Source organism: Niastella sp., assembly GCF_045805085.1.
Lineage (GTDB): Bacteria > Bacteroidota > Bacteroidia > Chitinophagales > Chitinophagaceae > Niastella.
In genome coordinates, this window is record NZ_JBJMLX010000357.1 from 1 (window position 1) to 5985 (window position 5985).

The following is a 5985-nucleotide window of genomic DNA, read 5'->3' on the forward strand; positions in this document are numbered from 1 at the left end:
AGGATCCCACGAAGAAATTCACTAAGGATAATTATTCGGGAGATAAGGATACGATTAATATAAAACACTATTATCCACCCGTATTTACCGATACGGCCATTGTGGACAATGTGATTACCCGTGAAGACCGGGTGAATAATTTCCGTAAAAGCAGTCATATTTCGGAAATAGATGTGTTGAACCCTGATGGTCGCCGGTACGTATATGGTATTCCGGTATATAACCTCGAGCAAAAAGAAGTGAACTTTTCTGTTGAGAATGGTCATGGCAATAATCTCACGGGGCTGACTGCTTTTAGCGGGGTTGAAAACAGTACGCAAAACACCAGTGGTAAGCAGGGCTATTACAGCCGGCAGGAGATCCCGGCCTATGCCCACTCCTTCCTGTTGACAGGCATATTATCACCCGACTATGTTGATATAACAGGTAATGGGATCAGTGATGATGACCAGGGCGATGCGGTGCGATTCAATTATTCAAAAACTGCTGGCATTGCCAGTCCCTACGAATGGCGGGCACCTTACAGCGACAGCGCCAATTATGCGGAAGGATTGAAGACTTATAGCCGCGACGATAAGGCGAATTATATCAGTGGTAAAAAAGAATTGTGGTACCTGCATTCTATTGAATCAAAGACCATGATCGCCACCTTTACCCTGCAGGACCGCGAAGACCTGCTGGCGATCCATGAAGATGGTACCAAAGTGAACAATAGAAAAGCTTATTGCCTCAAAGAAATAAACCTGTATTCAAAAGCTGAGTTTTTGGTGAAAGGTACAGGCGCCACTCCCGTAAAAACAGTACATTTTGACTATACATATGAGTTGTGCCGGGGCATTAACAGGTATAAAGGCACCGGTAACGATTCGGGTAAATTAACCCTGAAAAGGATCTGGTTTACCTATAATAACAACGATAAGGGCAGACTCAATCCTTATGAGTTCTATTATCATAATAATAACCCACGTTACATAACCAATGCAACCGATAAATGGGGTACCTATAAAGACCCCAGGCAAAACCCAGGGATCATAAATGGCAATCCGGTATCAAATGCTGATTATCCTTATGCTTTACAGGATAGTGCACTGGCTGCTTACAATGCGGCTGCCTGGACCATGGATTCCATCAAACTGCCTTCTGGTGGTGGAATAAAAGTGAAGTATGAAAGCGACGATTACGGGTATGTACAAAACAGGCGTGCTACCCAAATGATGCAACTGACAGGCTTTGGCTCTTCAAAGGCGTTGAGTAATGATAATAGTCTGTATAAAGTGGACCCATTTTTAAAGATCACTGATAATCTTTTTGCTTTTGTAAAAATTCCTGTGAGGGTAGCAAATGACCAGGAACTGTTTACCCGGTACCTGGATGGGTTGAAGAAGTTGTATTTCCGGATGGCTGTAAATATGCCTACTGATCAATGGGGCTCCGGTTCGGAATATATTTCCTGTTATGCCGACCCTGACTTTGCCTACAACAATGGTAAATGGTATGGCGTTACCAGCGATCCGAATATCATATGGATCAAAGTGGCCGGCGTGAGCAAAGCTGGGGATGGCAGCGGCGGTTACAGTCCGCTGGCCCAGGCCGCCATTAATTTCGTGAAGTTGAACCTGCCTTCCAAGGTAGACCCTGACAGGGAGCCTGGTGATAAATTCAATGTGCTCACGGCTGTAACCAATCTTATTCCTTTAATGCCATTTGTAAGTGCTGCGATGGATGGCTTTGATAATGCCAGATTCAATAACCTGGCTTCCCATGCCACGCTGGCCCGTTCTTATGTACGGTTGAATAGTCCTGCCCTGAAGAAATTAGGTGGTGGCATTCGCGTAAAATCTGTTCTTATTTACGACTCGTGGGATAAAATGACGCGGTTGAAAGATAAGAAGCAGCAGCAGGCGATCTATGGTCAGAATTACGATTACACCATGGTGGAGAATGTAAATGGCGTACCTACCCGCATCAGTAGTGGGGTAGCGGCCTGGGAACCTACGATAGGCGCCGAGGAAAATCCTTTCCACCTGCCAATAGAATACCAGGAAAAAATATCTGTAATGGCCCCCGCTGCCGCCATGTATAGTGAAGAACCATTGGGTGAAGCGTTTTTCCCTGGTGCGTCCATCGGTTACCGGAATGTGCGGGTAAGAAGTATTCACACCAATAAAACCCGTTCAGCCAATGGCTATACCGAATCGAGGTTTTATACAACCTATGATTTCCCCACGCTCTGGGACTACTCCGTATTTGACAACGATACCAAAAAGAGATATAAACCTGCACTGAGAAACTTCCTGCGCATCGATGCAAAAAATTACCTCACCGTTTCGCAGGGTTTTAAAGTGGAGTTGAACGATATGAATGGAAAGCTTCGTTCAGAAGCCACCTATTCGGAGAACGATTCGGTAGGGCTTATCAGCTATACCGAGAATTTCTATCGCGTTGATAATAACGTTGTGACCGCTAAGAAACTGAGTAACGTGGTAACCACCATCAGTCCGGATGGCACGATAGATACAACGGCGATCATTGGTAAAGATGTGGAATTGATGGCCGATATGCGCGACCAGACTTCCGTTACTATTGGCGCCAATGCCGAAGTGAACGTTGACATCTTCTCGATCCCTGGCAGTCCTGCTCCGGGCATCGTTCCAAGCCTGATCCCGATGTACCAGAAGGAAACCACTCAGTTCCGCTCGGCGGCCATGACAAAAGTGATCTACCGGTATGGCATCATTGACAGTGTGGTGCATATTGAAAAGGGAAGTAAGGTGAGTACAAAAAATATGATGTACGATGCAGAAACGGGCGATCCCCTGCTTACCAGAACACAAAATGAATTTAACGACCCCATTTACCAGTTTAGTTATCCTTCACACTGGGTATATAAAGGTATTGGCCCGGCTTACCAGAACATTAACGCCCTGCTGATGCACCTGCAGGTAAAAAATGGTAAAATAACCTATGGTCTGAATGGCCATGATGCAACCGAATACCTGATAGGCGGCGATGAACTGCTGGTATACAGTAAGGAGTCTTATGGCGCTACAGGCTGTGCAATTGGCGATACAGCGAGCTTTGCTGACAGTTATAAATTATGGGTAATAGACAGTAACCTGGTACACGGAGGCGCTCCGCAATTATACCTGGTTGACAAGAACGGTAAGGCGTTCTCGGGGAACGATGTTACGCTGAAAGTGATCCGGTCGGGCCACCGGAATATAAATGGTTCCGTAGGGTCGGTAGTGTCGTTGCGCAGTCCTTTACGCACCGGCACGGACGGCAACTATCACCTGGTGTTTGATACCGCTACCCACGTGGTGACTGCCGATGCCAGTGAAATGGCGCAATACTGGAAAGTGGCCGATAAAAGAAAGACTGACCTCACGAAGAGCTGCATTGCTACCAATAGTGATTCAGCCAAATTTGCGGAAGAGGCCTGCGGCTGTATGCTGCCTTTCTTTGACCACCTGATAAAAAACAACGAATTATTTGTACACGACTTTAGTGATTATAAAACGGTGGGTGCAATAGCGGGTGAAATACCTGGCTTTGATATAACAAAATGTTCTTTGTTGAATACTAATAAGAATGAGTTGTTTAAACCGGTATCAGCCGATCCCACAAAAACAGTATATGAATGTTATATCGGAAATATGATGGTACAGCTGTACCGCCGGATGCCTTCCAGCGCCTCGTACTACGATTATACGGTTGGCAGCTGTACGCCCGATGGCGTGATCTTCAAAAAGGCCAATGTAGAAATACTGTCGCCTGATACGATCACGGTACGCATAGCGCCGAATTTCTCTGCAAGTCTGATGTCAACACAAACCTGTCCTACTTTCAAAGATTCGTTAACGGTGATCGACTCTGCTTCAGACAGGTTGATCACGGAGAACAACCTTAACCTGGGTGGGTATGAGCGGAATGCGCTGGCCATTATGGATTTCGCCAGAATTCACGATGTGCCCGAAAGCGCCGAGATCTTATCGGCCAGGTTGTTGTTGACGGCCGATCAACGCGGTCATAAACCACCCATGTGGCCAAATGCCAACTCGGTAAATCCTGTTGATAACCTGAGCATATCGCTGGTTGCCGGCTGGTATTCACCCATTCCATTGTCTGGTTACCATGAAGAAGTATATAATAGTGACTGGTACCGCGAAGTAAAAAGAACAGTACCCTTCCAGAACGATACCATCGATGTAAAAGAATATGTGGATGGTTACCGGATAGGTACCTATACGGCTACGTCGTTCATGCTTACACAAGGAGCAACCGGCTTCCATGCCGATACTTCAAAATGTGCCTTCGGCGAATTTGTAGAACCGCCGGGTTATCTGCAAAGTGGTTATGGAAACTATTATTCAACCTGGTATTCGCAGAAGTATGCTGATCCTGCCAAGTGGCCGGTGATGGAAGTGAAGTATGTGATGCATCCGCCAATGCCCGATACTTTTGGTTTGGAAGTAAGGTATAATTCAACCAGACAATGTACAGATGTAAATAACAGCGGTTGTTACAGCGCTATTACCGATACAACCGTTAACCCATATCAATACGGGATCCTGGGTAATTTCCGTCCGCTGCGTGGCTATGTATATTATGGCAGCCGTATAGAATCTGATACTTCGAGCTACATCAATACCCGTACCAATGGCGTTATACAAGACTTTGCGCCATTCTGGATCTTGCAGAATAACCAGTGGGTGCCTTCTTATGATACCACCCGTTGGGTATGGAACAGCCAAACCACCTTGTTTAACCGCAAAGGATTTGAGCTGGAGAATAAAGATCCGCTGGGCCGCTACAATGCAGGCATCTATGGCTATGGCTTAACGCTGCCAACAGCAGTATTACAAAACAGCCATTACCAGGAAGGCGCTTATGAAGGTTTTGAAGATTATGGGTTTGAAACAAATACCTGTGACAATGCCTGTCCTGTTGCCAAACCATTCGACTTCTCAGCGTTTAAAACTGGTTTCACCACTGCACAGGCCCATACGGGACTCTATAGCCTGAAGGTGGATGTAAATACCGGTGTAGGTATCACCGCCGATCTGCAGGTTGCGTCAGATGAAATAGTACCGCAGCTTACAGCTAATATGAAATCAGACAACTGTGGCGCCAAACTCAATGGCCTGAAGGCTTCAAAGAGCACTATCGTGCCCAGCTTTGCACCCATAGCCGGTAAAAAAGTGCTCATTGGCGGCTGGGTAAAAGAAGACAACAGTTGTTTGTGTAAAGGTTATTCCCGTAACCACATTGTGGTAAGCTTTACAGTAGGCGGTAGTGTAAATAACATTACGCTGAACCCTTCAGGTAACCTGGTAGAAGGCTGGCAACGGTACGAATCTGTAGTAGACATTCCGGCCAATGCTACCCAAATGAAGGTGACACTAACGGCTTCCGACTCGGCTACTACCTATTTCGACGACATCCGCATTCATCCGTTCAATGCACAAATGAAATCGTTTGTATACAATGCCGTGAACCTGCGGTTGATGGCAGAACTGGATGAGAACAACTATGCTACCTTCTATGAATATGACGATGACGGTACGCTGGTGCGGGTGAAAAAGGAAACAGAGCGTGGCGTACAAACGATCAAAGAAAGCAGAAGCGCCCTGTCGAAAGAACAGTAGGAATTAAGAATAAGGAATTAAAAATGAGCAATGAAAAAGTGGCTTAAAATGAATAAGATTTTCGTCCTGGTATTATCTGTTTGTTTCGTTACAACTGCAGCTGATGCAGCAGACAGTACCAACGCAGTAAAACAGTTTATGCAACAGGTGCAGCAGGCGTACAGGTCGGCCAACTTCCTGAGCTTTCATGTGCTGTACCGGTATGCCAATAAAAACCAGCCTGATAGCTACATCGATACCATGTCGGGCGAAGTGGCCATGAACAGGAATCACATGCGGTTTGCACTGGAAGATGTGGAAACGGTCACCAACGATCAATGCACCATTCAGGTGCATA

Annotated in this window: 2 protein-coding genes; both read left to right on the top strand. The window is 46.1% G+C overall.

Annotation, left to right across the window (positions count from 1 at the left end; all coding sequences use genetic code 11):
• On the top strand, positions 1–5648 hold a 5648-nt coding region (locus tag ACJ751_RS18520; RefSeq protein WP_407747005.1), incomplete at its 5' end, for a hypothetical protein.
• Between the two features lie 48 nt (positions 5649–5696).
• Positions 5697–5985: hypothetical protein (locus ACJ751_RS18525; protein WP_407747006.1), on the top strand; the 289-nt coding region annotated here is incomplete at its 3' end.